Genomic DNA, 26,096 nt, shown 5'->3' with positions numbered 1-26,096 from the left:
TTTGTTTTTTGTTTGTAATAAAAATGTAGTTGGATTACTAATTTCCTTTGTTACTCATTGCAGAAAGCATTCCTCCGTAAACATTGTTCAATGAAGACAAGTTTGAAGTCAATGATTGCATTTGATCTTTCAATTTTAAATTGTTTTCAGCTACTTCGTTATTGATTTGAGCATTTTTTGAAGCGCTTTCTAACTGTATTTTGTACAAACTATTTAGAGATTCCATTTGAGTGGCCGCCAAAGATAATTCTTCGCTGTATTTTTTATTAGAAGCTATTGAATCAACTGTCGGAGCAATCCCTTTAGCTGCAGATTCGAAGTTTTTAATGCTGTTACCTAAACTAGCCATTAATTCTCCGTCAATTTTTGCCTCTTTCAACATATTGTCTAATTTTTGAGAAAGTAATCCTTGAGCATCTTTCGATTCTTCAACTTTAACTTCTCTTGGTTTTGCAACACCACCAGCTAATTCTGGGTAAACAAGTGACCAATCCAGTTCGTGATCTACCGGTTCAAAAGCAGACAAACCAAAAATCAAAGCCTCAGTAACAAGTCCAATTGTTAACATTAAGTTCCCTGTAATAAATCCAAACTCGATGTGAGTAATTTTGAATAATGCACCTACGATTACTACTGCCGCACCCATTCCGTAAGCGAAATTCATTGCTTTTTTGCCTAAAATTGCCATAATAAAAAAATTTAATTAGTTAGTTAGTTAAGTTAATATAGTTGAATAAAAATATTTATCTTTTTGGCCCCTTGCCATTTCCGGTTGTAATAGTCCCCATGTAATCTTGAACCGTTCTAAAACCGATATAACTTCTTGCCGTGTCCGCATATTCAAAATCACGAGTCCCTACTTGTAAAAAATAAGCCACATCTTTCCAAGAGCCTCCTCTTACCACTTTTCGCATGTTTTTCAAGTCACCAACACTTGGATTCATAGAGGAAACATATTCGTAGGCGCCTGCATCATAGGAAGAATCTGTCCATTCAGACACGTTACCGGCCATATTATAAAGATTATATCCGTTAGGCTCATAGGATTTGGCTTCTACAGTATACAAAGCTTGATCCGCAGCATAATCCCCTCTATTCGGCTTGAAGTTTGCCATAAAACAACCCCTGTCATTTTTAGCATATGGACCTCCCCAAGGAAAAGTCGCAGATTGCAAACCACCTCTAGCTGAATATTCCCATTCGGCTTCAGTAGGCAATCTAAATGAGTTTGTCAAATCCCCTTTTTTCTTTTCTTTTATGTAAGTGTTCTTTTTCAAAGTTCTCCAAGCACAAAAAGCTTTCGCCTGATGCCAGTTTACACCAACAACCGGATAATCAGAATAGGCCTGATGCCACAAATAATCGTTGTGCATTGGCTCATTATAAGAATATGCAAAATCTTTAATCCAAACTGTAGTATCAGGATATACTTTTATTTGTTCTGTTTTTATGAAAGAACTTCTTTTACCCACTTTAGCTTTAGCCGCAGCTTGAATATCCATCCAAGAATAACGAAACTTCAACTTATTAACATCAATAGTTCTCAAGCCATTAAATGATTCTGCAACCGGCAAATACATTGTATCCATAACCTCTGCATAATATGCATCTGGATATTTCGAAGTATCTTTAATTAATTTTACTTTTTTGTTTAATTTCCTTCCCGCATAAGGATCGTCGCTGGTACCTACACTATAATAATTTTCGTACATGTACTTGTCATAGGCAGTCATTTTAGCGGGATCTTGATCGTTAAAAGCAAAATCAGCAATACTTCCTGAATTTTTACCTTTACCGCCTTTACCTTTACCAGAAGATGTCCCAGCAGTTCCCCCACCGCCAACTTCATCTGCAAGAATAGCCAAACGCACTCTCATCGTTGAATCTTTTACCCATTCTACAAACTCGCGATACTCGCTGTTTGTAATCTCCGTCTCATCCATGTAAAAAGACCTAACTGTCACCGTCTTTGTAGGAGCATCTTGTATGTTCGCCAAATCATCGTCAGACTTCCCCATGATAAAAGCTCCTCCAGGAACCAATGTCATACCGTACGGTTTTTCAGGATTCCATTTCTTTCCTTTTACTCCGACCAATTCACCTTTATCACCTGACCTGCCACAACCAATCAACAAGGCAGAGATGACTGTAAAAGCAATTAATTTCTTCATATAAATTTGGGTTATGTATGTTTTCATATTTAAAGGGCGTAAACCTATTTATTTTTTTTTAAAAAAGCAACTATTTGCAACAATATATATATCTGAATGGCAAATTCAACTGTTAAGACTTAAAAATGATTTATCGACAAAACAGACAATTCAATAATTAAACGCAAAATTTATTTATTCTGCTAGATTAAGTTTATAATTTTAACTGATTTATATCACTATGTCAAAATAATTATATTTTTTAAACAATATTCTTTCTTTGTACTTTCCACCATCTCTCTGGCAATTCTTGATTACAAGCTTCCAAATACTCTTCGTAAGAACATGGTAATAACGTATTTCTTTTTAATTTATTGTTCCCATTTGAAATAAATGGTATTTCTATCCACCATCTTTCCGTTTTGTCGCTTTTATAGAAAACTAATTCTTCGTCTTCAAATGGAATAATGTATTTTAAATAATTCTCCTTGCTTCCAAATGGATACTCATTGGACCTATAGTGGTATCCTTCGATAAAATACCATATAATTTGCGCAATCAGCACTGATTCTTGTTTTGAATTATTGTGATTAAAAATTCCAAATAACGAGACTTTATCACTTATTCCAGAGTATCTTGACAAAGAACATACCTCTTTACCGTTAAATCCATTGGGCGCAAAAGTAATAAAATTACCAGAGTCACATGACTTTACTGCTGTTAAATCCACAACAACAATATCGGCATCCCTAAAAACAGGCTCCGAAATAGCTATATTATTTGAAATATCCCCTAATCTGTAGGCATCAAAAAACATTTTCTCGATTAAATCAATTTCTTCCTGTGAATTATAATACGTTTGGTATCCAACATTACTATAATTAAATAAATTATTGGGTTCGTCTAAAATGATATTGGTAAGATAGGATGCTGCCGAAATCGATTCACTTTCTTTACCGAAATGAAATTTACGATCTATTGCAACCAAATTCACCATTTGTTCCAAGTGATCATAAGCCCGATACATAGGATACGTTAAATCCTGAGACCCACCTATTATGATAGGTATGATTTTATTTTTCAACAAATTTGCGGTAACTTTTTGCAATGCAAAATAGGTATCTTCTTTTGTATTGCCTGGATGCAAATCCCCTAAATCCCCAATAGAGACATTCCAATTCCCGGGAAACAAACTGTATAATTCTTTTCGTATGTCTAAAAGACAAACGTCACTAATTGCGTCTGCATCTCCCCGGTTTTCAAGAACTCCAATAAGTGCAATTTTAATCTCTTTTAATTCCGGAAAATCTTCTTTAGTATGCAAAACCATTTTGCTTCCCAAATGCTGAGAAGACAATCCTTTTACAAAATCAAGTATTTCATTATCGAGTGGAGTTAGAAAATCGAATTCCATTTATTATTTCTTTTTAATAATAGTTTTTTTGACAGCAGATTTTTTAGCTACGGCTTTCTTTACAGGCGATTTTTTAGCAGGCGATTTCTTTTCGATGATTTCTTGAACTTGAGCTAATGTCAATTTTGCTGCATCAATATCTTTACTCAATTCAATTTTAGTCTTACCCTTGGTAATCACCGAGCGTCCCCAACGGGCTTTTTCGACTAAAATTCCTTCAGCCTCCCAATTATGGAGCACCTTGTCAATATTTTTTTGCAATTTATCCTCAATCATTTCCTCGATATCAGATTGCGATAAATTATCGAAATTGTATTTTTTGCTCACATTAATAAATAAACCATCCCATTTGATGAAAGGGCCAAAACGACCTGTTCCTTTTTGAACTCCTTCACCTTTATAAACGGCGATAGGCGCATCGGCCTGGGCTTTTTCATCAATTAATTCCTGTGCCCTGTCTATCGAAACATCAAGTGGATCTTCGCCTTTTGGCAAAGAAACAAAAGTAACCCCATGACGAATATAAGGCCCATAACGACCATTACTTACCTCAACTTCTTCTCCTTTATATATACCTAATTTCTTAGGCAACAAAAACAGATTTAAAACTTCCTCTAAAGTAATATTTCCAATATTTTGATCCGCCATTAAACTGGCAAATTTTTTATCTTCATCACCCGCTTCTCCAATCTGAGCCATTGGCCCAAACTTCCCTAAACGAACGGAAACTTGCTTACCCGTTTTAGGATCTGTACCTAAAATTCTTTCGCCACTTTCTCTATCGGCATTGGCTTCTACATCTTTCACCGTTGGATGAAATTTATCATAGAATTCCTGCATCATTGTTGCCCAATTGACGTTTCCTTCGGCAATTTCATCAAAATCATGTTCCACTTTTGCTGTGAAATTATAGTCCAGAATGTTTCCGAAATTTTTCACCAAAAAATCCGTAACGATCGTACCAATGTCCGTAGGAACCAGTTTGCCTTTATCTGAACCTGTATTTTCTTTCAGCACTTTCTCCCCTACTTTTCCGGATTGTAAAGTAAGTTGCGTATAATTGCGTTCGTGACCCTCAAGATTCCCTTTCTCTACATAATTTCTATTGATAATGGTAGAAATCGTTGGTGCGTATGTAGAAGGACGACCTATTCCAAGTTCCTCTAATTTTTTTACTAAAGAAGCCTCGGTATACCTGGCCGCAGCACGAGAATATCGCTCCGTTGCCGTGATATAATTATTTTGCAATTTTTCGTTGACTTTCATTGCAGGCAACATGCCTTCTTGCTCCTCTTCATCCTCATCATGACCTTCAAGATATACTTTCAAGAAACCCTCAAAAAGTAAAACTTCGCCCGATGCAGTAAAGATTTCGTTATGATTATTGGCTTGAATTTTCACATTGGTTCTTTCCAATAGCGCATCACTCATTTGTGAAGCTAAAGTCCTTTTCCAAATCAAATCATACAAACGCGCTTGATCTCGGTCAATATTTACCGTGTGACGTGACATATCGGTAGGACGAATTGCCTCGTGTGCTTCTTGTGCTCCTTTGCTCTTATTGACAAAAGTCCTAGGCTTGCTGAATTCCTTACCGTATGATTTGATGATTTCGGCTTGAGCGGCGTCCATCGCATCTTTAGACAAGTTTACGCTATCCGTTCTCATGTAAGTTATTAGTCCCGCCTCATACAAGCGTTGCGCCAGCTGCATGGTAATCCCAACAGGCAAATACAATTTACGCGCGGCTTCTTGTTGCAATGTGGAAGTTGTAAAAGGACCTGTAGGTGTTTTCTTTGTAGGTTTCGTTTCTAAATCTGAAACCTTATATATAGAACCGATATTCTTATCTAAGAAATCTTCGGCTTCTTTTTTAGTATTGAAATTTTTAGGCAGCTTTGCCTTGAATGCCTTTCCGGATTCGTTAGTAAATTCGGCCACAACAGAATAGGTTGCGACTGCTTTGAAATTTTGAATTTCCCGTTCCCGCTCCACAATTAAACGAACCGATACGGATTGTACTCTTCCAGCAGACAAACCACCTTTTATTTTTCTCCAAAGTACAGGCGACAATTCATACCCTACTAATCGATCTAAAACACGTCGGGCTTGTTGCGCATTAACCAAATTGTAATCAATTTCACGAGGGTTTTCTATAGCTTTTAGAATTGCTGTTTTCGTGATTTCATGAAAAACAATCCGCTTGGTTTTGCTTTTGTCTAGTTTCAATTCTTCGGCAAGATGCCAAGAGATAGCTTCTCCCTCGCGATCCTCATCACTTGCCAACCAAACCATCTCGGCTTTCTTAGCTAAAGTCTTCAGCTTACTGACCAAGGCTTTCTTGTCGGCAGAAACTTCGTATTTGGGTTTGAAACCATTTTCGACATCGACACCAATTTCTTTAGACGGCAAGTCGGCAATATGCCCGTAACTGGACTCGACTTGATAATCGCTACCTAGAAATTTTTCGATTGTTTTTGCCTTTGCAGGAGATTCGACTATTACTAAATTCTTTGCCATTGCTTTATTTTTCTGCGACAAAAGTATATGATTTTTTTAAATTTTGAGTTTTTTAAATTTTAAAAGTAAATTTTAACGTTGAAATACAAACTTTACTCAAGAGTTGTTTTCTAATTACATTGTATCGTTTGTATATATAAAAAGCAATACAATGGCGTAGAATGCAAAATATTTTATCAAATTATCGACAGTAAATTAGACCCGAAATTTTTAAATACTTTACCTTTGTTAAAAACAATAAACAATGAACAAAAAAGTAATTTTAATGATTCTTGATGGGTGGGGAAAATCACCGGATCCGAAAGTTTCAGCCATAGACAATGCGAATATTCCATTTATCAATTCGCTTTACACAAAATACCCAAGCGCACAATTAAGAACCGATGGTTTAAATGTAGGTTTGCCGGAAGGCCAAATGGGGAATTCCGAAGTAGGTCACATGAACCTTGGAGCCGGAAGAATTGTATATCAGGATTTAGCCAAAATTAATCTTGCCGTAGAACACAAAACCCTAAACCAAGAACCCGTACTTGTCGAAGCCTTTCAGTATGCCAAAGACAATAATGTGAATCTTCATTTCCTCGGATTGGTTTCAGACGGTGGCGTGCATTCCCACACTTCACATTTACGTGGATTGATAGATGCCACTCAAGATTTCGGATTACAGAAAGTTTTTGTCCATGCCTTTACGGATGGTCGTGACGTAGATCCAAAATCAGGACAACAATACATCCAGGATTTAGAAAATTATATCGCCAACACTTCCGTAAAAATCGCTTCGGTAATTGGTCGTTATTATGCGATGGATCGAGATAAACGTTGGGAAAGAGTAAAACTAGCCTATGATTTATTGGTAAACGGAACCGGAACCCATTCTAAAAATGCTGTTGAAAGCATTGCGAAAAGTTACCAAGAAAATGTTACGGATGAATTCATCAATCCAATAATCATGGTAGATGAAAACGATAAACCATTGGCCACCATCAAGGAAAATGACGTGGTGATTTTCTTTAATTTCAGAACTGATAGAGGTCGTGAATTGACTGAAACACTTTCCCAAAAAGATTTCCACGAGCAAAACATGCACAAATTGAATCTGTATTATGTTACGCTTACCAATTATGATGAAACCTATCAAAACGTGAAAGTGGTCTATAATAAGGACAACATCACGGAAACGCTGGGAGAGGTTTTAGAGAAATATGGCAAAAAACAAATTCGTATTGCCGAAACCGAAAAATACCCACACGTTACATTCTTCTTTTCAGGAGGACGGGAATTGCCTTTTGAAGGCGAAAGTCGCATCTTGAAAAACTCCCCAAAAGTAGCCACCTACGATTTACAACCTGAAATGAGCGCTTATGAATTGGCAGATGCTTTGGTTCCCGAATTGAACAAAGGCGAAGTCGATTTTGTATGCCTTAATTTTGCCAATGGTGACATGGTAGGACATACCGGCGTGATGGAAGCGGCCATAAAAGCCTGTGAAGCCGTTGATGCGTGTGTAGAAAAAGTAATTACTGCGGCTCTAGCCAATGGATACACTACCCTAATCATTGCCGACCACGGAAACTGCGAAACCATGATTAATCCGGACGGAAGCCCTAATACGGCACACACCACGAATCCCGTTCCAATTATTTTGGTGGACAAGGAATTGAAAACCATTCACGATGGCGTTTTGGGAGATTTGGCTCCAACCATTCTTGACTTAATGGGAATTGAAAAACCGGAAGTGATGACGAGACATTCATTGTTATAGATAAAAATTTAGACGAGATTAACCATGAAAAAAAATATAGCATTATTTGTCCCCCTTATATTGATTACACTTGTAAGCGGCATAATTATGACAAATGTTCTAAATGGAAAAATTGGAAATCTCGAGTATTGGAGAATTATTAGCTCTATAATTGGATTCTTTACATTTCTACTATTTTCTTTTTTTATCGGATTTAAATTAATGAAAACCATCCCGAAATAAAAAGTATAGATGAGAACACAATAACGATGAAATAGTTGCTCCATTTTCTAACTTAAAACTGCTTGCATGCTAAATGTAATTAGTTTATTATTTCTAACCAAACACCTCATTTTATCAACTAAAATGAGGTGTTTCTTTTTTACATCAATTTTTACTAATTTATTTTTTTATTGGCATTATTTGCAATTCACCAAATTAAAATATTCCCTTTCAATCCATTCCTGATGGTTGGGATGGGCAATTTTCACCAATTCGGCGGAACGCTGTTTGAGTGTTTTTCCATATAAATCGGCAATTCCGTTTTCAGTAATAATATATTGAATGTGGGCTCGGGTAGAAACCACTCCTGCTCCTTGTTTGAGGTAAGGAACAATTCTGCTTTCTCCCTTAGTGGTTATGGAAGGCAGGGCTATGATTGCTTTTCCTCCTTGACTTAATGAAGCCCCACGGATAAAATCCATTTGACCGCCCACACCGGAATACATTCTTGCACCAAGGGAATCCGCACAAACCTGACCTGTAACATCCACTTCAAGAGCCGAATTGATGGCTACCATTTTAGGGTTTTGCCGAATTAAAGCCGTGTCATTAACGATGGACGATTCTTTCATTTCTATAAACGGATTGTCGTTCACAAAATCATACAATCTTTTAGATCCCATCAAAAAAGTGGCCAAAACTCTTCCTCTTGATGTTCCTTTAAAATTGCAGTTGATGACGTCACTTTGGATAAGGTCAATTACACCATCAGAAAACATTTCGGTATGCAATCCTAAATTTTTATGGTGGGTTAATTTGGTTAAAGCCGCATTGGGTATGGAACCAATCCCCATTTGCAAGGTACTTTCGTCTTCAATTAAAGAAGCAATGTATGTGCCAATTTTATCTTCCAATGGAGAAATCGCATCCATTTCATGACTGTAAATGGGCATGTTTACCTCAACCAAATAATCAATTTCGGAAACATGAAGGATTCCGTCCCCAAAAGTCCTCGGCATTTGCGGATTTACTTGAGCAATTACCGTTTGTGCATTTTCAATTGCTGCCAAGGTGGCTTCAACCGAAACTCCCAAGGAGCAGTAACCATGGATATCTGGCGGTGAGACATGAATAAAAACCACATCTATTGGCAATACCTTTTTCCGAAACAAATAGGGCAATTCACTTAAAAAAACAGGGGTATACGAGCCATTTCCCGCCGCCAAAGTATGCCTTACATTACTACCAATAAAAAAGGAATTGACATGAAAACTGTCTGCCAATTCCGGGTTGGCATAAGGAGCAGGACCTTCGGTATGCAAATGACAAACCTCCACATTTCTTAATTCTGAAGCTCTATCGGAAAGCGCCTTTGTTAAAATGGAAGGTGCCGCAGCCGCAGCCTGTATGTAAACCCTATCATCTGATTTTACTGCCTTTACAGCCTCTTCGGCGGTTACATATTTACTCATAACATACTGTCTTTTAAACAAAAATAGCATTAAAAGTAACCATAAAATATGACAAAACTCATATTCTAAGCTCTAATTTATGAAGTATTAAAATTAAGCTAAACCATAATTAAATAATTTTAAATCCTTACTTTTGCAGCCTGAAAAAATGCACTATGATTATCCAAAAAACACGCGAAGAAATTGAATTAATGCGCGAAAGCGCCCTGATTGTTTCCAAAACTTTAGGAATGATTGCCAGCGAAATAAAGCCTGGAGTTTCTACATTATATTTAGACAAATTAGCCGAAGAATTCATTCGAGATCACGGTGCGGTACCAAGTTTTCTTGGATTGTATGGTTTTCCGAACTCGCTTTGCATGAGTCCGAATGCACAAGTTGTTCACGGAATTCCAAATGAAAAACCCTTAGAAAGCGGCGACGTAATTTCAGTTGATTGTGGCGCATTCAAAAATGGATTTCACGGAGACCATGCCTATTCTTTCGAGATTGGGGAAGTGTCCGAAGAAACTAAAAAATTATTACGTGTAACCAAAGAGAGTTTGTATGTTGGAATCCGAGAATTCAAAGCTGGAAATCGAGTAGAAGACGTTGGAAATGCCATTCAAAAATATACCGAAGCACATGGATATGGGGTGGTTCGTGAATTAGTGGGACATGGTGTAGGTCAAAAAATGCATGAAGATCCAGAAATGCCAAACTACGGAAAACGCGGTCGTGGAAAACTTTTTGTTGAAGGAATGGTTGTCGCCATAGAACCGATGATAAACATGGGAACCCGCAATATAAGACAGCTAAAAGACGGCTGGACTATCTTGACTGCTGACGGAAAACCAAGCGCACACTTTGAACACGATGTGGCCTTAATTGACGGAAAACCCGAATTGTTATCCACTTTTGCCTATGTGTATAAAGCCTTAGGAATTATAAGTAATGAAGAAGATGAGTTTAGGAGAGAACCATTAAAAATATAATGAAAAAACTTTTTAAATTCATCCTCAACACCATACCTCGCCCAATATTAATTCGGCTGAGTTACGTTGCACGTCCAATCCTTGCCTTTGCCTTAAAAGGGAATAAATTCACCGATCCAATTGACGGAAAAAACTTCCGTATGTTTTTGCCCTATGGATACGGGACGCAACGCAACAATGTTCTTTCACCAAGTACGCTTTCGCTCGAAAGACACCGTTTACTTTGGTTGTATCTAAAAAATGAAACCGACTTTTTTACTACTGAGGAAAAGAAAAAAGTACTGCATTTTGCACCCGAACAGGCATTTTACAAGCTATTCCGAAATCAAAAAAACATCAATTATACGACCACAGATTTGTTTTCACCACTTGCGGATGTGAAAGCAGATATTTGCAACTTGCCATTTGAAGACAATTCATACGATGTCATTTTATGCAACCACGTCCTGGAGCACATTCCAGACGATACAAAAGCCATGCAGGAATTGTTTCGCGTTTTGAAACCTGGCGGAATGGGAATCTTTCAAATTCCACAAGACTTATCCAGAGCAAACACTTTTACCGACGACACCATTACCGACCAAAAAGAACGCGCTAAAATTTTCGGGCAATATGACCACGTCCGAATCTACGGAAGGGATTATTTTGACAAACTCAGAAGCATCGGTTTTAAAGTTATAGAAGAAGATTATACCAAAAAAATCAGTTCTGAATTAGTAGAGAAATATTGTCTGGCCAAAGGAGAAATCATTCCTGTTGTTTATAAATAACCGTTAAAATCATTCTCCAAAATTCAAAAATCGCGCTTTCTGTAAAGTGATAATTATTTATTACATTTACATTTCAGAAAATACTGTTACCTATGTTTCACACTTTTAAGACATTCTTATTTTCGCTACTGGTTACCGTTTCCGCTTTTGCCCAAATAGAAAAAGAAATCGCGCCACCCTACAATATTAAAACCGTGTCTTTTGTTCAAAACGGACAAAACATCGTTCCTATATTTAAATTAGGAGATAGTTTTCAGTTGCAGTTTGACGATTTATTTGGCAACGAAGCCAATTATTATTACCAATTCGTGCATTGTGATTATGACTGGAAACCCTCACAACTGTCCAAAAATGAATTTCTGCAAGGTTTTGACGACCAACGCATTCAGGACTACACCAATTCATTCAACACGCTCCAAGTGTATTCTCATTACAAAGTACAATTCCCCAATAAAAACACCCAATTATTGGTGAGTGGAAATTATATGATAAAAATTTTGAATGAAGACCGAGAGGTTGTTTTTTCAAGAAAATTTATCATCTATGAAGATCTCGTATCGGTTCCAATGCAAGTAAAAAGAGCCCGAACCGTTCAAGATGTTAACTACAAGCACAACATTGATTTTTCTGTAAAATCCACAACGGTTTTATTCCAAAGTCCACTGAAAAATGTAAAAATTTTATTGCTTCAAAACGGTCAATTGAATACCGGAATAACAGATATAAAACCCATGTATACCATCGGGAATGACCTAATTTACAAATACGATTCCGAAACCCAGTTTTGGGCAGGAAACGAATACCGGTATTTTGAAAACAAAGACATTCGGGCAGCAACAAATAACGTTGGGAAAATAGATTCTAATGGTGGTATTTATAACGCACACCTTTATACTGATAATGCCAGAGCAAAAAACCAATATACCTATTCACCCGACTTCAACGGAAATTTCGTTGTGAAAAACCTCAACGTAGAAAACAATGAAATTGAGGCCGATTATGCTTGGGTATTTTTCAGCCTTTCTGCACCAGCATATTATGGGAAAAGCGACATTTATGTCACCGGGATGTTTAATAATTATGCATTTACTCCAGAATACAAAATGGATTACAATGAAACAAAAGGAATTTATGAAAAAGCAATCATGATTAAGCAAGGATTTACCAATTACGCCTATGCGATTGCCGACAAAAATGGAAAAATTGATGCAGAAAATGCGATTGACGGCAATTTTTATCAAACCGAAAGCAACTATTTTGGCATTGTATACTACAGAGAAAACAACCAACGCTATGACCGCGTAATTGGAAAGGGTTTAGCCTCTTCAACCGATATCACAAATTAGCTCCAAGGGTAAAATTTAACATAAAATGGAGATATGAAACTATTTTTTTGTAATTTTACACCATAAGAAGATATCACAATGGTTTCCCAAATAACAAGAGGTATAAAAATTTCAGTTTTGACGAGTTTTGAAGGCACGTACTTCAAAAATCATAAGATTCATTTTGCCTTTAGTTACGAGATTACCATCGAAAACAAAGGCAAAGATTCCGTTCAGCTTATCTCTCGTCATTGGGAAATTTTCGATTCACTAAATGATATCGAAATTGTAGACGGAGAAGGCGTTGTGGGAAAAAAACCAGTTTTAAAATCCGGAGAATCCCATACCTACAGCTCAGGATGTCTACTTTCTTCTCCTTTTGGATCCATGAAGGGTTATTTTAACATGGTCAATTTTACTACTACAAAAAATTTTCGGGTTGTTGTCCCTTCTTTTAAATTAAGCGCACCGTTTGCACTGAACTAATGCTTTGAAGGCAAAACTCCACCATCCCTAATTGTCTTTAAAATTTTTCATTAAAAAAAGGTGAAAACTACTAGAGAATATCGTTCTCAAATAAATCGCAATAAAATAATCCAAACAAAACTCCTAATAATTAATAAATTGTTTTGTAAAATTGCCATTTCATCTTCAAATTATCAGATTTTCCTTTGTACTTTTGTATAAAATTAAATAATTCATACTAATTGAATTATACTTTTTTCTAATTATCTAATTCAAAACAATATGTTAAAAGGATTTTTTCATGTACCCAAAGCAGTTAATGAACCTATAAAATCATACGCTCCAAATTCTCCAGAAAAAGCAGCCGTTCTTGCTGCTTACCAACAAATGTGGAATTCAAAAATTGATGTTCCAATATACATCGGGAATGAAGAAATCAGGACAGGTAATACTAGAAATATGACTGCGCCACACGATCACAAACACATCGTGGGTACATATCATTTAGCAGAAAAAGTTCACGTAGAAAAAGCTATTTCCAACGCACTTGAATCAAAAACAAAATGGGCAAATTTAGCTTGGGAACAGCGTGCGGCCATTTTCTTAAAAGCTGCAGAATTAATAGCTGGCCCTTATAGAGCAAGGATAAATGCGGCAACTATGATTGCGCAATCTAAAAATATTTTTCAGGCGGAAATTGACGCTTCATGTGAATTGATTGACTTTTTGCGATACAATGTAGAGTTCATGACGCAAATTTATAACGATCAGCCCAAATCGACTTCGGACGTATGGAATAGATTAGAATACCGCCCGTTGGAAGGTTTCGTGTATGCCATAACTCCATTTAACTTTACGGCAATTGCTGCAAATTTACCTGCAAGTGCCGCCATGATGGGAAATGTTGTAGTTTGGAAACCAAGTGATAGTCAGGTTTTTTCGGCAAAAATAATCATTGATGTTTTTAAAGAAGCTGGCGTTCCTGATGGTGTAATCAACGTAGTTTTTGGCGATGCAGAAATGATTACAAATACGGTTCTTGCCAGTCGTGACTTTGCGGGAATTCACTTTACAGGTTCTACTCACGTTTTTAAAGATATTTGGGCAAAAATTGGGATCAACATTCACCATTACAAAACTTACCCTAGAATTGTAGGCGAAACCGGCGGAAAAGATTTTATTGTGGCGCATCCGTCAGCAAATATAAAACAGGTGGTTACCGGAATTGTTCGTGGCGCCTTCGAATTTCAGGGACAAAAATGTTCAGCCGCATCAAGAGCCTACGTTCCCCAAAGTTTATGGAAAGATATAAAATCGCAACTGATTACCGATGTGAAATCGATGAAAATGGGTTCCCCAGAGGATTTTGGAAATTTCATTACGGCAGTAATTCACGAAGGTTCATTTGACAAATTGGCGCGTTATATTGACCAAGCAAAAAAAGATACAGATGCCGAAATCATCGTAGGAGGAAATTACGACAAATCGGTTGGTTATTTTATTGAGCCAACAGTTATCGTGACGACCAATCCAAAATACACCACTATGGAAACTGAATTGTTTGGACCTGTAATGACGATTTATGTCTATGAAGATGCCAAATGGTCCGAAACTTTAAAATTGGTGGATCAAACTTCAGAATATGCTTTGACAGGCGCTATTTTTAGTCAAGATCGATATGCCATAGAAGAGGCGACCATTGCTTTGCAAAATGCTTCCGGAAATCTCTACATTAATGACAAGCCAACCGGTGCCGTAGTGGGCATGCAGCCTTTTGGCGGAGCAAGAGCATCGGGAACCAATGACAAAGCTGGTTCTGCATTGAATTTAATGCGATGGATCTCTCCAAGAACCATCAAAGAAACTTTTGTTGTGCCTGAAGATTACCGATATCCGTTTTTGGGAGAATAGCAGCCTTGCGAGGCAAACGGCAAAGCAATCTCATTCTAGACCTAAAACCCTTACAAGATTTAATTTAAGGTCTTGCGGGGCTTAACCTCCTTTCAAATAGGAAAATCAAACCTTTTTATTTCAAAAAATTTAACCTTATTTTATATAAATTTAACCCCATTTACTTAAATCATGAATACAAAACCTCTACTTTTACTTATCTTTTTTTCATATTTAAGTAATGCTCAAACGCCAATAGATTCATATTTTGGAAGTGACCAAGCTATATACCAAATAGTTAATTCAAGTATTCCTCTTGACCAAACGAATTCGGGTGCAAATGCTGTTTGGAACTTTGATTTATTTACTAATATTGGAGAATCTGATGATAACATGACCGCTCCATCGGCCACCGAAATAGCTACATATCCTAATACCACAAAAAAAGTAACAATAAACAGCATTCTTTTTTCAACAAATAGTACAAATAGCATATCCGAAATTTTTTCCTCCAGTGCGGCCAATATGGTATCAATAACCGGCATGAAAAATACCGATTTAGAACTAAATTACATAAAGAACAATGCCTCACTAGGCACCTTCCCGATGACTTACGGATATTCCAACACAGATACCAGCGCAGGAACTTATATATACGGCATGTATTTGGGCACTTTTACAGGAACCATTACTTCTTCTTTTGATGCTTATGGTACTCTTACTATGAATAATACCGGCAATGGATCCTTTAGCGATGGGGTTTCTCGTTTAAAAACAGTACAAAATATTTCTTTGAATTATGGTGTATTAACCAATATAGGAACTGTTTTACAAACAACCTATAATTACTACAACACGACCAATAACGGATCAAACAGTCTGATTTTGAGAACTATTACAACATCCATAAGTGTTCCTTCACTCGGGATTAATCAAACAACAACACAAATCGAACGTTTTTCTACGATGAAATTAGGAATAAATGATATGGAATTGCAGGCAAATCAAATCCAAATTATTCCGAATCCAATTGAAGATGTCTTAAAAATAAAAACAACCCTAAAAATAGACGCTGTTCGAATTTCAGATATAAACGGTCGGGTGGTTTTGAGCAGTGATTATTCCCAAAATTATCTGGATGTAAGTCACTTGGAAAAAGGCGTTTATTTTGCAACCATTGCAACCGATTCAGGCATAATCACCAAAAGACTTCTAAAAAAATAGAATAAAAGTCCGGCTTAAAAAGCGGGACTTTTATTAGATCTTAAACTTCAAAGGCAAGTGCACTACTTTTTTGGTTTCGAAGAATTCTGCATCAAAAAACGCTGCGATATTGTATTCTTTCGCTTTAGGGAAACCCTTCAATTCTTCCGTCAAATCACCTCCCTTTAGGTAAAGAATTCCGTTTTTCAATTCATGTTTTTGCTGTTTTTTGATTTTGTCTTTGATCCAAGATACGAAATCGGGCATATTAGTAACGGCTCGACTCACGATAAAATCAAAATCCCCTTTTACGTTTTCGGCTCTAATTTGTTCAGCTTTTACATTTTTAAGTTCTAAGGCACTGGCAACCGCTTTTACAACATTTATCTTTTTCAGAATTACATCTATCAAATAAAAACGGGTCTCTGGAAATAGAATCGCTAAGGGAATTCCCGGAAAACCGCCACCTGTTCCGACATCCAAAACATAGGCTCCGGGTTCAAATTTTTGAATTTTAGCTATCGCCAAGGAATGAAGCACATGTTTAGTATACAATTCGTCGATATCTTTGCGAGAAATCACATTAATTTTAGCGTTCCAGTCTTGGTACAATTCGGATAGTTTTTGAAACTGTTCCTTCTGAACATCAGTTATTTCGGGGAAATATTTTAGAATCTCTTCCATGCTTTATTTTTTAACAAAAGTAATACTTTTAGTGTTGAAATATTTAACTCTATTTTATCTGTCAAAAAATTATAATAATTACCTTTGTAGCTTATATTGCATATTATGAATAACAACGCTCCTACTTTTGCAAAGCAAGACAATCTGAAGTTTTTCAGAACGCTTAACTCTAAAGTAAATAACTATTTTAAGGAAAATAATATACAAAAAACTGGAAACTGGAAACTCTATTTAAAAACAATAATTTTATTTACTGTTTTTTTAACTCCCTATTTTTTGATCATAATGTTAACAGATATGCCTTTTTGGTTGTTCTTATTACTTTCTATAGTCATTGGTATTGGCATGGCCGGCATTGGTATGAACGTAATGCACGATGGAAATCACGGATCGTATTCCAACAAAAACTGGATCAATCAGTTTATGGGCGGAACCATTTATATCTTGGCTGGAAATGTTTACAATTGGCAGGTACAACATAATGTACTACATCATACTTACACCAATATTATTGGCCATGATGAGGATTTAGATGCGGGTCGTGTCATTCGTTTTACAAAAGATGCCAAATGGTATAATTTTCATAAATTTCAACATTATTATTCAATATTCTTATATGGTTTATTGACATTTAATTGGTCTTTAACTACCGATTTCAAACAAATGAGAGCCTATTTAAAAAGAAAATTATCATACGGAGAAGCCAAAAGTACCAAATTTCTTTGGACAACATTGGTTATTACTAAAGTCATATATTTTTCTGTTTGGATTGTTCTTCCTATGCTATTAGGAGTAACTTGGTGGAAAGTTTTAATTGGCTTTTTTATTATGCATTATACCGCTGGTTTAATTTTAAGCGTTGTTTTTCAATTGGCTCATGTTGTTGAAGAAACTGCAAACCCGCAACCGAACGAATTGGGCGAAATGGAAAATACTTGGGCAGTTCATCAATTGTTTACCACCGTAAATTTTGCTCCAAAAAACTGGATTGTAAATTGGTACACCGGCGGATTGAATCACCAAATTGAACACCATCTTTTTCCTAACATCAGCCATATTCACTACAATAAAATTGCTGCGTTTGTTAAAGAAACTGCACAAGATTGCAACTTGCCTTACCACGAATACAAAACAATGCGAAGCGCGGTAATTGCACATTTCAAACATTTGAAAGAACTTGGGGCAAAACCACTTATACAGTAAAGACGCACCGCAGTACATCTCAACAAAGAAATAACTACAATACATTTATAGATGAATCCATTATCAGACAGAATAAACAATCTGGCTACGTCACAAACATTAGCCATGGCTGCTTTAGCCCGAGAATTAAAATCTCAAGGAAAAGACATTATTAGTTTAAGTTTGGGCGAACCCGATTTTAACACGCCCGACTTCATCAAAGAAGCCGCCAAACGCGCCATAGACGAAAACTACAGTACCTATTCTCCTGTAGATGGATATGGTGATTTGAAAGAAGCCATTTGCAGAAAGTTTAAAAGAGACAACGGATTGGATTACAAGCCATCACAAATCGTGGTTTCAACCGGGGCAAAACAATCATTGTACAACATTGCACAAGTAATGTTAAACGACGGTGACGAAGTGATTTTGCCAGCACCATACTGGGTTTCTTATTTCGAAATCGTAAAATTATCAGGTGGAGTTCCTGTCGAAGTTCCAACATCTATCGAAAGTGATTTCAAAATTACGCCAGAACAATTAGAAGCAGCCATCACACCAAAAACAAAAATGATGTGGTTCAGTTCCCCTTGTAATCCAAGTGGTTCAGTATACAACCGTGAAGAATTAACGGCTTTGGCCAAAGTATTGGAAAAATACCCAAACGTATATGTTGTTGCCGACGAAATCTACGAGCATATCAATTTTTCTGGAACTTTTTGCAGCATCGGATCCATTCCAGGAATGTTGGAAAAAACCATTACTGTAAATGGAGTTGCAAAAGCTTTCGCAATGACAGGATGGAGAATCGGATATATTGGCGGACCAGAATTCATCGCAAAAGCGTGTACAAAAATACAAGGACAAGTAACTTCAGGAGCAAATTCTATCGCACAACGTGCAACAATTACTGCCGTAGATGCTGATCCAAGCGTGTTAAACGAAATGGTTGCCGCTTTCAAAAGCCGTAGAGATTTAGTTGTAAGATTACTTCAAGATATTCCTGGAATCAAAATCAACGTTCCAGAAGGCGCATTTTATGTGTTCCCAGACGTTTCTTCTTTCTTCGGAAAAACATTAAAAGGAACATTCATCAAAGATGCCAACGACTTCTCTATGTATCTTTTGGGCGAAGCAAATGTAGCAACTGTAACAGGTGACGCTTTTGGAAACCCAGATTGCATTCGTTTTTCTTACGCTACAAGTGAAGATTTATTGACTGAAGCATTAAGAAGAATTAAAGCAGCTGTAGCATAACTAATTCACTGCATAAAACACAAAGCCTCAAGGATTTCTTGGGGCTTTTTTGTTATATTTGGTCTTACCCACAAAAGTAACAATCTGAACAAATGAATTTAATTCTTGAAAATATAAGCAAACACATTAACCTGACTCTGCAAGAGCAAGAACTCTTTTTGTCTAAAACCGAAACGCACCATTTCAAAGCAAAAACCATTTTGCTCAATGCGGGTGAAGTTTGCAAAACTTCCTATTTTGTAAATTCGGGTTTGTTGCGAAGTTTCAACATCAACGATAATATTGTAGAACACGTTTTGAGTTTTGCCTGTAGTGGCTGGTGGATTAGCGATATGTACAGCCTGCTTTCTCAAAAACCGGGAAACCTTTTCATTCAGGTGCTGGAAGATGCGGAGATAGTTGTTTTATCCAAAGAAAATCAGGAAATACTTTTTCAGGAAATACCCAAACTCGAACGCTTTTTCCGAATTTTAACAGAAAATTCATTAGTGGCATATCAGGAACGATTAATGGATAATCTGAGTTTATCAGCAGATGAACGCTTCGAAAAGTTTTGCAGCAAACACCACGACTTAATCCAGAAAGTTCCCCAAAAACAAATTGCCTCCTATCTGGGCGTGACTCCTGAATTTTTTAGTAAAATGAAAAGTAAGCTTCTGAGAAAATAGTTTTCAGTCCTATCAAATGCAAACTGCGACTGAATACTGCTTACTAATTTTCTTAATCTAGGTTAAGTGCCTTTTGCTTACATCGAGCGTAAATTTGTATAACAAAAAATAGCTAAATTTATTTATTATGAAAACTACAGTTTTACACAAAGCAAATACAAGAGGACACGCAGATCACGGATGGCTAAACGCTTATCACAGTTTTAGTTTTGCCAGTTGGTACAACCCAGATAGAATACAATTCGGAATGTTGCGCGTTTTAAATGATGATACCGTGGCTGGCGGAATGGGTTTTGGCACACACCCACACGACAATATGGAAATTATTACAATTCCATTAGAAGGTGATTTGGCTCACAAAGACAGTATGGGAAATGAGTCTATCATAAAAACTGGAGATGTACAGGTAATGAGTGCCGGAACTGGAATTCAACACAGTGAATTTAATCCAAATGCGAGTCAGCGCACCAAACTTTTCCAAATTTGGATATTCCCAAAAATCAGAAACGTGGAACCCCGCTACCAACAAATCACTTTGGACACTACGGAACAGAAAAACAATTTTGCCCAAATATTGTCTCCAAATCCTGATGATGCGGGAGTTTGGATCCATCAGGATGCTTGGTTTCATCTAGCCGATTTTAACGCCGGATTTGAGAAAACATACGAATTGAAAAAAGAAGGAAACGGTCTTTATGTTTTTGTAATTTCTGGAAACATCACAGTTGACGGTCAAAAATTGGAAACTCGTGATGGTTTGGGCATAACCGATTTTAAAACTTTAGACTTCAAAGCTATAACAGATGCGAAATTTTTGTTGATGGAAATTCCGATGAAATAATAAATTAATAACAATGGAAGAACATATAGGATTAGAATTAAACGGCACGAAAGGTTACTTTTATGTTTCGATTGACGGGAAACAAGAAGGCAAAATGACTTTTGTTTTCGCTGGAAACGACAAGATTATCATTGATCACACTGAAGTCAATCCAGGGAACAATGGAAAAGGTTTTGGCCGAAAAATGATGATAAAAGTGGTCGAATTTGCAAGAGAAAAAAATATTACAATTATTCCACTTTGCCCATTTGCGAAAAATGTTTTTGATAAAACTCCCGAATTTAGTGACGTTTTGTAAAAAATTAAATTAAAAAATTATGAATCCAAAAGATATAATAAAAGAATACACTAACGGCGAGATTACCGTAGTATGGCAATCCGGAAAATGCACTCATTCTGGAAACTGCGTTAAAAATAATCCAAATGTGTTTCAACCTAAAGAGAAACCTTGGATAAGAATTGATGGTTCGCCTACTGAAAAAATCATTGAAACAATACAAAAATGCCCTTCTGGCGCTTTGAATTTCTATAAAAACGAGTAAAATATAAAACTCATCTACTTAAAAACCAGAAAACTGAATTAGTTCTCCGGTTTTTTCTTTCTTAATCTAGGTTAAGTGCTTTATAGGTATTGTCGCAGTAAATTTGTCTTATCAAAATGATATAATAATTAAAAATAAAATTATGGCAACTACAAAATGGGCAATTGACCCAACACATTCTGAAATTGGATTTAAAGTAAAACACATGATGTTTACAAATGTTTCTGGTAAATTTGAAAAATACGATGCAACTATCGCTACCGAAGGTGACAACTTCGAAAACGCCAGCATCGACTTTTCAGCAAATATTGATTCCATCAACACCAATAATGCTGACAGGGACAACCACTTGAAAAGTGCAGATTTCTTCGATGCGGAAAATCATCCGAAACTAATTTTCAAAGCGACTTCATTTACTAAAAAAAACGATGAAAACTATGATTTAACCGGAGATTTAAGTTTGAGAGGCGTAACAAAATCGGTGAAATTTCCAGCAGAATTCAGCGGGCTAATGAAAGATCCATGGGGAAATACAAAAGCAGGATTAAATATTTATGGCAAAATAAATCGCAAAGATTGGGGATTAAACTGGAATTCTGCTTTAGAAACAGGTGGAGTTTTAGTGAGTGAGGAAGTTCGTTTAAATATTGAATTGCAATTGGTAAAACAATAATCAACTTCCCTTTTTTTTAAACAAACCTTATCTTCAATATGAAGCATAAGGTTTTGTTTTTACAACCATTTTTTATCTTTCAAAATAAATTCTAAAAAAACACTATTTTTGCCTTTCAATTGAAAGCATTGTTTTTCAATATTTAAATCTTTAAATTAAAAAATGAAATGCCTTTGGCATCCCATCAGACAAATAAAAAACAATAAAAAACTACAGATGAAAGCATACGTATTTCCGGGTCAGGGTGCACAATTTCCAGGAATGGGGAAAGACTTATATAACAACTCCCCATTAGCCAAGGAATTATTCGAGAAAGCCAATGAAATTCTTGGTTTCCGTATTACGGATATCATGTTTGAAGGCACGGCTGAAGAGTTGAAAGAAACTAAAGTTACTCAGCCAGCCATATTTTTGCATTCCGTAATCTTGGCGAAAACTTTAGGTGAAGATTTCAAACCAGAAATGGTGGCAGGACATTCGCTTGGCGAATTTTCTGCACTGGTTGCTAATAGTGTTTTATCTTTTGAAGACGGATTACGATTGGTTTCGCAACGGGCTTTGGCCATGCAAAAAGCTTGTGAAATAAAACCGTCTACAATGGCGGCAGTGTTAGGATTGGCCGACGAAATTGTAGAACAAGTTTGCGCATCCATTGATGGAACCGTTGTAGCAGCAAATTACAACTGTCCAGGCCAATTGGTGATTTCAGGAGAATTTTCGGCTGTTGAAAAAGCATGTGAAGCGATGAAAGTTGCTGGGGCAAAACGGGCTTTGTTGTTGCCTGTCGGTGGTGCTTTCCACTCCCCAATGATGGAACCTGCCAGAGAAGAATTGGCTGCAGCAATTGAAACAACAACCTTCTCAACTCCAATTTGCCCTGTGTATCAAAACGTAACTGCAAATGCCGTTTCTGATCCTACAGAAATCAAGAAAAACTTAATTATACAATTGACCGCTCCAGTAAAATGGACGCAATCCGTGCAACAAATGATTAAGGACGGAGCGACCTCATTTACGGAAGTGGGCCCCGGAAAAGTATTGATTGGGTTGGTAAATAAGATTAATAAAGAAGTGGAAACGATTTCTGCTTAGATTTTCGTTCCTGCTGCCTTTTTAAAGACAGTACAATCCTTAAAAATAAAATCCTTACAGACAGTTGTTTGTGAGGATTTTATTTTTATATTTGATTTTCTTAAAGCATTTGTATAAATCAATATTGCTTTAAATTCAGTTTAGAAAGATCTTAAACTTTAAGTCAATTGTCCAAAAATTTCAAAACCAAATATCATGAAATTAACATTTACACTCCCATTATTGTTTTTATTATGTAGTTATTCTAATTCTTCTTTTGGACAAAATTTTATTAAAGAAGAAAACATTGAGTATTCATTTACAAAAAACGACGCCAAAAACCCGTGTATATCCATGGAAGAATATTCAATTTTGGATAAGGAATGCTCAGTAAACAGGAAACGTTTAGGTCTGGACAGGAACATTCAAAAAGGAGCCCTTAACACTTCCCTGATTTGGCCTCTAAGATCCGCTGCTGGTTTTACGGACAAAGAATACCATTTTATTGGAGCTTATGTAGACCAGAATAAAACGGCGAGTACTTTCTCTGATTACAATTGTGAAACCAACACTTATGACGGCCACCAAGGAACTGACATTGCAATTTGGCCTTACGGATTCTACAAAATGGACAACAGCCAAGTAGAGGTAATTGCAGCAGCGCCAGGAACAATTATACAAAAAGCAGATGGAAATTTTGATAGAAACTGTGCTAAGAATTCATTAACTGCAAACTCCATTATCATTCAACATGCCGATGGTTCACAAGCTTTGTATTGGCACATGAAAAAAAACTCAGTGACTTCCAAAATAGTCGGTCAAACCGTTGTTGCTGGAGAATATCTTGGGGTAGTTGGAAGCTCTGGTAGCGCATCGGGACCACATCTCCATTTTGAAATTCGAGCTGGAAATACAAGTGATACTTATAAGGATCCTTTTTCGGGGACTTGCAATCTGTTAAATGCAAACTCTTGGTGGACATCCCAAAAACCACATTCTGAACCAGTAGTAATGAAAGTTTCCGTTAATACCACCGATGTTGTCATGCCGGGTTGCCCAACTACTGAGACACCCAATGAAAGTAACTCATACACCATTCCTTTTCAAGGTGCTGGTTTACCTGCTGGTTATGCCAAGTTTTATATCTTTTTGAGAGAAATTCCTGCTGGCTCAACAATTGACCTCAAAATATTAAATCCGGATGGATCCGTTTTTAATAGTTGGACTTATAGTGTCTCAACCTTGAATAAGATAAGCTATTGGGGATTTTCTAAAAAACTACCCACCAATGCCGGTACTTATACTTTTCAATCGTCTTATAATAGCGTTATTTCTTCTAGAAAATTTGATATCGTAAATCCATTAGGAATTCCTAAATTAATGGACGCTGAGCTCTTCCAAATTTTCCCTAATCCGATAAGCAACTCGTTTAATATTGCTGGAGAAAATATAGAAAATGGAAATTATAATTTCACCTTAACCAACATCGCGGGACAAATTATTAAAAGTGAAAACTCCAAAATCGAAAATAATACGTTCCAAAAAAGTTTTTCTGTTTCAGAGTTATCAAACGGCGTCTATTTTATGACTATTGATGGAGAAAAAACAAGAACCATAAAAAAGCTTTTGAAACAGTAAAAATAGGAGCCCCATTTTTTTTTTGTTATCACCAGAAAAAACTATACTGTGAGGTAGGGGACAATTATTACATTCCTGTGCGAATCGCTTCCACAGGATCTAACCGAGAAGCAGAAATAGCAGGCAGAATTCCCGAAATCAATCCTATAAGAGCAGCTAATCCCGTTCCGAGAAGCACATTTCCAGTACCGAGGAAAAAATCAAAATCCAATGCTTTGGTTAAAACCATAGAAATAATCCAGACTAAAAGCAATCCTATAATTCCGCCAATTACGGATAATATTACGGCTTCAAACAAAAACTGCAACAATATGAATTTGTTTTTAGCTCCCAATGATTTTTGGATTCCTATAAGATTTGTTCTTTCTTTTACAGAAACAAACATGATATTTGCAATACCGAACCCTCCAACAAGCAACGAAAATCCAGCAATTATCCAACCCACAACATTCATTTGACTGATAATGCCATCTAAAAAGTCGGTAAACCCCGAAAGCACGTTTATGAAAAAATTGTCCATATCTCCCGTTTTTACCCCTCTATAATTTCTTAATTTTTGGGTCAATTCAGCTTTAAAAGCCTCGATATCTATCCCTTTATTGGGCTTTAAAATAATAACTGGAGTCAAAAAATCGGCATTATCGCCATACATTCTTCTCATAAAATTGGAAGGCAAAAAAACGGAAGAGTCATTACTGTCCCCAAAAAGCCCTGCTCCTTGTTTTTTCAAAACACCAATTACAGTAAAATTCTGCCCGTACAATCGAACCTTCTGACCAATAGCTTCATAATTTTCAAATAGATTTTGAGCAACTTCATGGCCTAAAACTATCAATGCGTCACCTGAATTAGATTCCGAATCATTATAAAACCTACCTTCTTGAAAATCAAGCTTTTGAATATCATCAAACTCAGAAGAAACGGGGACCACATTCAAATCACTCACGGTTTTTGCCTCAAATTTTATATTTTCCCTTTTGGTAAAAAACTGGTAACATAAATTTTCAGCCCCATTCATAGAACTTTTCAAATATTGGTATTCTTCATAAGTAACATCGGGGAACTGTTCTCTTTTCCATTGGGGAATTTCTGTGGGCCCAAAAGAAAATTTCATTAAATAAATGGTGTTTTTGTCTAAACTGCTCAGATCTTTTTTTATTTTACGGTCCAATGAATCTACTGCGGCCAGTACCGCAATAATAGAAAAAATACCTATTGTAACTCCCAATAACGAAAGTACCGTTCGCAGTTTATTGGTGCGAAGCGCATTCATTGCAAAACTAAAACTCTCTTTAAGCAATCGAAAATAAACGATCATATATCAGGATTTATTTTATGGTAAAATTCATTATTTTTTATTCAAAAACCTAATGAAATCCAACTTGAAAGTTTGT

23 protein-coding genes are annotated in these 26,096 nt (G+C 36.4%); 16 read left to right on the top strand and 7 right to left on the bottom strand.

Annotated features, from left to right (window positions below):
- Positions 1-37: 37 nt before the first annotated feature.
- The 4 genes from porL to topA form a co-directional block, all read right to left on the bottom strand.
- A complete protein-coding gene (porL, locus tag DB895_RS12720; RefSeq protein ID WP_116725746.1) occupies positions 38-688 on the bottom strand; it encodes a type IX secretion system motor protein PorL/GldL in 651 nt (216 codons plus the stop codon).
- 55 nt (positions 689-743) lie between these two features.
- Positions 744-2,171 (bottom strand): T9SS ring complex lipoprotein PorK/GldK, encoded by a 1,428-nt coding sequence (porK, locus tag DB895_RS12715; RefSeq protein WP_116725754.1) that lies wholly within the window; start codon positions 2,169-2,171, stop codon positions 744-746.
- A gap of 241 nt (positions 2,172-2,412) precedes the next feature.
- Positions 2,413-3,564, bottom strand: coding sequence for a formimidoylglutamase (locus DB895_RS12710; protein ID WP_116725745.1), 1,152 nt, complete (start codon positions 3,562-3,564; stop codon positions 2,413-2,415).
- Positions 3,565-3,567: 3 nt separating this feature from the next.
- The gene (gene topA, locus DB895_RS12705; protein ID WP_116725744.1) at positions 3,568-6,084 is read right to left on the bottom strand and encodes a type I DNA topoisomerase; all 2,517 of its coding nucleotides are present in this window, start codon (positions 6,082-6,084) and stop codon (positions 3,568-3,570) included.
- A gap of 244 nt (positions 6,085-6,328) precedes the next feature.
- Between topA and gpmI the strand changes: the two genes are divergently transcribed.
- Complete coding sequence (gpmI, locus tag DB895_RS12700; protein ID WP_116725743.1) at positions 6,329-7,846, top strand: 2,3-bisphosphoglycerate-independent phosphoglycerate mutase; 1,518 nt, start codon at positions 6,329-6,331, stop codon at positions 7,844-7,846.
- Between the two features lie 398 nt (positions 7,847-8,244).
- Here gpmI and DB895_RS12690 read toward each other — a convergent pair whose 3' ends face one another.
- On the bottom strand, positions 8,245-9,519 hold the full coding sequence (locus tag DB895_RS12690) for an acetyl-CoA hydrolase/transferase family protein (protein ID WP_116725753.1): 1,275 nt from the start codon (positions 9,517-9,519) through the stop codon (positions 8,245-8,247).
- A gap of 155 nt (positions 9,520-9,674) precedes the next feature.
- Between DB895_RS12690 and map the strand changes: the two genes are divergently transcribed.
- From map to DB895_RS12660, 6 genes are all read left to right on the top strand, one after another.
- Entirely contained in the window at positions 9,675-10,493 is an 819-nt protein-coding gene (gene map / locus DB895_RS12685) for a type I methionyl aminopeptidase (RefSeq protein WP_116725741.1), read from the top strand.
- Complete coding sequence (locus DB895_RS12680) at positions 10,493-11,263, top strand: class I SAM-dependent methyltransferase (protein ID WP_116725740.1); 771 nt, start codon at positions 10,493-10,495, stop codon at positions 11,261-11,263. The genes map and DB895_RS12680 overlap by 1 nt, the downstream gene beginning before the upstream one ends.
- A 92-nt stretch (positions 11,264-11,355) precedes the next feature.
- Positions 11,356-12,609, top strand: coding sequence for a type IX secretion system plug protein (locus DB895_RS12675; RefSeq protein ID WP_116725739.1), 1,254 nt, complete (start codon positions 11,356-11,358; stop codon positions 12,607-12,609).
- Positions 12,610-12,687: 78 nt separating this feature from the next.
- Complete coding sequence (gene apaG / locus DB895_RS12670; protein ID WP_116725738.1) at positions 12,688-13,074, top strand: Co2+/Mg2+ efflux protein ApaG; 387 nt, start codon at positions 12,688-12,690, stop codon at positions 13,072-13,074.
- A gap of 261 nt (positions 13,075-13,335) precedes the next feature.
- Entirely contained in the window at positions 13,336-14,964 is a 1,629-nt protein-coding gene (pruA, locus tag DB895_RS12665) for an L-glutamate gamma-semialdehyde dehydrogenase (protein ID WP_116725737.1), read from the top strand.
- Positions 14,965-15,135: 171 nt separating this feature from the next.
- Positions 15,136-16,167, top strand: a complete 1,032-nt coding sequence (locus DB895_RS12660; RefSeq protein WP_116725736.1) for a T9SS type A sorting domain-containing protein — start codon at positions 15,136-15,138, stop codon at positions 16,165-16,167.
- 33 nt (positions 16,168-16,200) lie between these two features.
- On the opposite strand, the gene rsmG is transcribed toward DB895_RS12660, so the two are convergent.
- The gene (gene rsmG / locus DB895_RS12655; RefSeq protein WP_116725735.1) at positions 16,201-16,830 is read right to left on the bottom strand and encodes a 16S rRNA (guanine(527)-N(7))-methyltransferase RsmG; all 630 of its coding nucleotides are present in this window, start codon (positions 16,828-16,830) and stop codon (positions 16,201-16,203) included.
- Positions 16,831-16,935: 105 nt separating this feature from the next.
- Here rsmG and DB895_RS12650 point away from each other — a divergent pair, with 105 nt between their 5' ends.
- From DB895_RS12650 to DB895_RS12610, 9 genes are all read left to right on the top strand, one after another.
- Positions 16,936-18,033 (top strand): fatty acid desaturase family protein, encoded by a 1,098-nt coding sequence (locus DB895_RS12650; protein ID WP_116725734.1) that lies wholly within the window; start codon positions 16,936-16,938, stop codon positions 18,031-18,033.
- Positions 18,034-18,084: 51 nt separating this feature from the next.
- Positions 18,085-19,269 (top strand): pyridoxal phosphate-dependent aminotransferase, encoded by a 1,185-nt coding sequence (locus tag DB895_RS12645; RefSeq protein ID WP_116725733.1) that lies wholly within the window; start codon positions 18,085-18,087, stop codon positions 19,267-19,269.
- A 92-nt stretch (positions 19,270-19,361) separates the two neighbouring features.
- Entirely contained in the window at positions 19,362-19,937 is a 576-nt protein-coding gene (locus DB895_RS12640) for a Crp/Fnr family transcriptional regulator (RefSeq protein WP_116725732.1), read from the top strand.
- A gap of 127 nt (positions 19,938-20,064) precedes the next feature.
- Positions 20,065-20,778, top strand: a complete 714-nt coding sequence (locus DB895_RS12635) for a pirin family protein (RefSeq protein WP_116725731.1) — start codon at positions 20,065-20,067, stop codon at positions 20,776-20,778.
- A 13-nt stretch (positions 20,779-20,791) separates the two neighbouring features.
- The gene (locus tag DB895_RS12630; protein WP_116725730.1) at positions 20,792-21,076 is read left to right on the top strand and encodes a GNAT family N-acetyltransferase; all 285 of its coding nucleotides are present in this window, start codon (positions 20,792-20,794) and stop codon (positions 21,074-21,076) included.
- A 19-nt stretch (positions 21,077-21,095) separates the two neighbouring features.
- Positions 21,096-21,320 (top strand): (4Fe-4S)-binding protein, encoded by a 225-nt coding sequence (locus DB895_RS12625; RefSeq protein ID WP_116725729.1) that lies wholly within the window; start codon positions 21,096-21,098, stop codon positions 21,318-21,320.
- A gap of 142 nt (positions 21,321-21,462) precedes the next feature.
- On the top strand, positions 21,463-21,993 hold the full coding sequence (locus tag DB895_RS12620) for a YceI family protein (RefSeq protein ID WP_116725728.1): 531 nt from the start codon (positions 21,463-21,465) through the stop codon (positions 21,991-21,993).
- Positions 21,994-22,209: 216 nt separating this feature from the next.
- Positions 22,210-23,085: an ACP S-malonyltransferase gene (gene fabD / locus DB895_RS12615; RefSeq protein ID WP_116725752.1), complete on the top strand. Its 876-nt coding sequence runs from the start codon at positions 22,210-22,212 to the stop codon at positions 23,083-23,085.
- Between the two features lie 195 nt (positions 23,086-23,280).
- Positions 23,281-24,702 (top strand): peptidoglycan DD-metalloendopeptidase family protein, encoded by a 1,422-nt coding sequence (locus tag DB895_RS12610; RefSeq protein ID WP_116725727.1) that lies wholly within the window; start codon positions 23,281-23,283, stop codon positions 24,700-24,702.
- 67 nt (positions 24,703-24,769) lie between these two features.
- On the opposite strand, the gene DB895_RS12605 is transcribed toward DB895_RS12610, so the two are convergent.
- On the bottom strand, positions 24,770-26,020 hold the full coding sequence (locus DB895_RS12605) for an ABC transporter permease (protein ID WP_116725726.1): 1,251 nt from the start codon (positions 26,018-26,020) through the stop codon (positions 24,770-24,772).
- Between the last annotated feature and the right edge of the window lie 76 nt (positions 26,021-26,096).

Origin of the sequence: Flavobacterium psychrotolerans (assembly GCF_003097635.1) — a bacterium.
In the GTDB taxonomy this organism is placed as follows: domain Bacteria; phylum Bacteroidota; class Bacteroidia; order Flavobacteriales; family Flavobacteriaceae; genus Flavobacterium; species Flavobacterium psychrotolerans.
This window is presented reverse-complemented; position numbering and strand designations above follow the sequence as displayed.

Coding starts and splice junctions, on each gene's coding strand:
- porL (WP_116725746.1), bottom strand. CDS start 688: ATGGCAATTTTAGGCAAAAAAGCAATGAATTTCGCTTACGGAATGGGT.
- porK (WP_116725754.1), bottom strand. CDS start 2,171: ATGAAGAAATTAATTGCTTTTACAGTCATCTCTGCCTTGTTGATTGGT.
- DB895_RS12710 (WP_116725745.1), bottom strand. CDS start 3,564: ATGGAATTCGATTTTCTAACTCCACTCGATAATGAAATACTTGATTTT.
- topA (WP_116725744.1), bottom strand. CDS start 6,084: ATGGCAAAGAATTTAGTAATAGTCGAATCTCCTGCAAAGGCAAAAACA.
- gpmI (WP_116725743.1), top strand. CDS start 6,329: ATGAACAAAAAAGTAATTTTAATGATTCTTGATGGGTGGGGAAAATCA.
- DB895_RS12690 (WP_116725753.1), bottom strand. CDS start 9,519: ATGAGTAAATATGTAACCGCCGAAGAGGCTGTAAAGGCAGTAAAATCA.
- map (WP_116725741.1), top strand. CDS start 9,675: ATGATTATCCAAAAAACACGCGAAGAAATTGAATTAATGCGCGAAAGC.
- DB895_RS12680 (WP_116725740.1), top strand. CDS start 10,493: ATGAAAAAACTTTTTAAATTCATCCTCAACACCATACCTCGCCCAATA.
- DB895_RS12675 (WP_116725739.1), top strand. CDS start 11,356: ATGTTTCACACTTTTAAGACATTCTTATTTTCGCTACTGGTTACCGTT.
- apaG (WP_116725738.1), top strand. CDS start 12,688: ATGGTTTCCCAAATAACAAGAGGTATAAAAATTTCAGTTTTGACGAGT.
- pruA (WP_116725737.1), top strand. CDS start 13,336: ATGTTAAAAGGATTTTTTCATGTACCCAAAGCAGTTAATGAACCTATA.
- DB895_RS12660 (WP_116725736.1), top strand. CDS start 15,136: ATGAATACAAAACCTCTACTTTTACTTATCTTTTTTTCATATTTAAGT.
- rsmG (WP_116725735.1), bottom strand. CDS start 16,830: ATGGAAGAGATTCTAAAATATTTCCCCGAAATAACTGATGTTCAGAAG.
- DB895_RS12650 (WP_116725734.1), top strand. CDS start 16,936: ATGAATAACAACGCTCCTACTTTTGCAAAGCAAGACAATCTGAAGTTT.
- DB895_RS12645 (WP_116725733.1), top strand. CDS start 18,085: ATGAATCCATTATCAGACAGAATAAACAATCTGGCTACGTCACAAACA.
- DB895_RS12640 (WP_116725732.1), top strand. CDS start 19,362: ATGAATTTAATTCTTGAAAATATAAGCAAACACATTAACCTGACTCTG.
- DB895_RS12635 (WP_116725731.1), top strand. CDS start 20,065: ATGAAAACTACAGTTTTACACAAAGCAAATACAAGAGGACACGCAGAT.
- DB895_RS12630 (WP_116725730.1), top strand. CDS start 20,792: ATGGAAGAACATATAGGATTAGAATTAAACGGCACGAAAGGTTACTTT.
- DB895_RS12625 (WP_116725729.1), top strand. CDS start 21,096: ATGAATCCAAAAGATATAATAAAAGAATACACTAACGGCGAGATTACC.
- DB895_RS12620 (WP_116725728.1), top strand. CDS start 21,463: ATGGCAACTACAAAATGGGCAATTGACCCAACACATTCTGAAATTGGA.
- fabD (WP_116725752.1), top strand. CDS start 22,210: ATGAAAGCATACGTATTTCCGGGTCAGGGTGCACAATTTCCAGGAATG.
- DB895_RS12610 (WP_116725727.1), top strand. CDS start 23,281: ATGAAATTAACATTTACACTCCCATTATTGTTTTTATTATGTAGTTAT.
- DB895_RS12605 (WP_116725726.1), bottom strand. CDS start 26,020: ATGATCGTTTATTTTCGATTGCTTAAAGAGAGTTTTAGTTTTGCAATG.